At 73.8% G+C, this 2,240-nt stretch carries 2 protein-coding genes and 1 pseudogene; 1 reads left to right on the top strand and 2 read right to left on the bottom strand.

Translation table 11 applies throughout. The annotated features are described in order from the left end of the window. The first annotated feature begins 83 nt into the window (after window positions 1-83). Complete coding sequence (locus B0E53_RS35720) at window positions 84-1,397, top strand: GH1 family beta-glucosidase (RefSeq protein WP_107079848.1); 1,314 nt, start codon at window positions 84-86, stop codon at window positions 1,395-1,397. A gap of 51 nt (window positions 1,398-1,448) precedes the next feature. Here the strand turns inward: B0E53_RS35720 and B0E53_RS35715 are convergent, their stop codons facing one another. Then, window positions 1,449-1,862 carry a roadblock/LC7 domain-containing protein gene (locus tag B0E53_RS35715; protein WP_210406353.1) on the bottom strand — a complete coding sequence of 138 codons (414 nt, stop codon included), beginning with the start codon at window positions 1,860-1,862 and terminating at the stop codon, window positions 1,449-1,451. Window positions 1,863-1,867: 5 nt separating this feature from the next. Further along, a pseudogene (locus B0E53_RS35710) lies at window positions 1,868-2,240 on the bottom strand (ATP-binding protein); the annotation flags it as partial.

The following is a 2,240-nucleotide window of genomic DNA, read 5'->3' as shown; positions in this document are numbered from 1 at the left end:
CCGGGACCGCCGCGTCCGCCACCGCCGTCGCCGGCTGCGACGGCACGCCCGATCCCGACGGCGACGCCGACCGCGACGGCGCGCTGCGCTTCCCGCCCGGCTTCGGCTGGGGCGCGGCCACCTCGGCCTACCAGATCGAGGGGGCGGCAAAGGAGGACGGGCGGGGCGAATCCATCTGGGACACCTTCAGCCACACCCCCGGCCGCACCCGCAACGGCGACACCGGCGACGTCGCGGCCGACCACTACCACCGGTACGCCCAGGACCTCGACCTGATGCGCGACCTCGGGCTGCGCAGCTACCGGTTCTCCATCTCCTGGCCGCGCGTCCAGGCCGACGGGTCCGGCCGGCCCAACCAGCGCGGCCTGGACTTCTACCGGCGGCTCGTGGACGGGCTGCACGAGCGGGGCATCGCACCCATGGCCACCCTCTTCCACTGGGACCTCCCCCAGGCCCTGCAGGACGCCGGCGGCTGGGAGAACCGGGACACCGCCGAGCGCTTCGCCGACTACGCCGACGCGGTGTTCCACGCCCTCGGCGACCGGGTGCCGGTCTGGCTGACCGTCAACGAGCCGAAGACCGTGGTGCAGAACGGCTACCTCTGGGGGCACCACGCGCCCGGCCGGCAGGACCCGGCGGCGGCGTACCTGGTCGCCCACCACCTCCAGCTCGCCCACGGCCTGGCCGTCCGCGCGCTGCGCGCCTCCCACGTCGGGGGACGCATCGGCCCGGCGCTGAACCTGCACCCCTGCTACCCGGCCGACGACACCGCCGCGGCGGCCACCGCGACGCGGCTGTACGACGGCTACGAGAACCGGCTCTACCTGGACTCGATCTTCAAGGGCGCGTACCCGGAGGACGTGCTGGCCGACCTGGGCGCCGACAGCCGGATGGTCCGCGGCGTGCGGGACGGCGACCTGAAGATCATCTCCAGCCCGGTCGACCTGCTCGCGGTGCAGTACTACACGCCGATCTACGTCACCGGCCAGGGCGACACGGTCCGCCGGTGGCCGACCTCCGAGTCGGAGTGGCAGCAGATCTACCCCGAGGGGATGTACGACATCCTCACCCGGGTCACCCGCGACTACGGCCGGGTGCCGATCACCATCACCGAGAACGGCCTGCCCTGCCCGGACACCCTCGCCGCCGACGGCACCGTCGACGACAGCGCGCGGATCGACTTCCTCCGCGACCACTTCGCCGCCGCCCACCGGGCGATCCGGGACGGTGTGCCGCTGGAGAGCTACCACGTCTGGTCGCTGCTGGACAACTTCGAGTGGGCCGAGGGGTACGAGCAGCGCTGGGGCCTGGTCTACGTGGACTACCCCACCCAGCGCCGGGTGCTCAAGCGCAGCGCCCACTGGTACCGCGACGTGATCCGCCGCAACGGGCTGTAGACGGGCCGGCCCGGCCGGCGCGACGCCGGCCGGGCCGGGCTGGCCCCGCCCTCAGCGGGGCAACGCCTGCTGGAGTTCCGCCCGCAGCGCCGGAGTGAGCATCTCGCCGGCCTGCTTGGCCAGCCGCGCCATCTCGTAACCGACAACTCCGATGTCGGCGTCGGACCCGGCCAGCGTGGCCAGGATCGAGCCGTCCCGGATCTGCATGACCAGGAAATAGCCCCGGCCCATCTCGACCACGGTCTGCTTCACGATGTCGCCGTCGAACATCTGGGCCGCGCCGGCGGTGATGCTCATCAGCCCCGAGGTCACCGCGGCGAGCTTGTCCGCGTGGTCGCGGGGCAGGTGCGCGGAGATCGCCACGAGCAGCCCGTCGGAGGAGACCACCACGGCGTGGGCCACGCCCGGCACCCGCTCCGCGAACGCGTTCACCAGCCAGCTCAGGTCCCGTGCCTCCTGGCTCAACGTCGTCACTGTCGTCGTCCTCCTTCATCGCGCGGCAGGTAGATCTCGGTGGTCTCCTCGGCCTCCGCCCGCCGTACCCCGTTGTAGTAGCGGGCGAGCATGCCGCCGACCGCCTCCGGGTCCGGCTCGTGACGTGCGGACCGGTTCGGGCCGGCGGGCCGGGTGACCGCGGCGAGCTGGGCCATCGGTACGCGTACCGGCAGGCCCCGCTCGTTGGTGCCTCCGGTGACCGGCGTCGCGGCGGGCGGTGGTGTCACACCGAGCACCGCCGACGACGGGCCCTGGCGGCTGAACCAGCCACCGCCGGCCGGCGACCCGGCCGCCGGGGCGAGCACGTCCTCGGCCCGGCCCGGCACCGGGCGCGGCCTCGGCACGGCC

This window comes from Micromonospora sp. MH33, assembly GCF_003013775.1.
In the GTDB taxonomy this organism is placed as follows: Bacteria; Actinomycetota; Actinomycetes; order Mycobacteriales; family Micromonosporaceae; genus Micromonospora; species Micromonospora fulviviridis.
The sequence above is the reverse complement of the archived record's forward strand: the minus strand, read 5'-3'. Positions and strand labels throughout refer to the sequence as shown.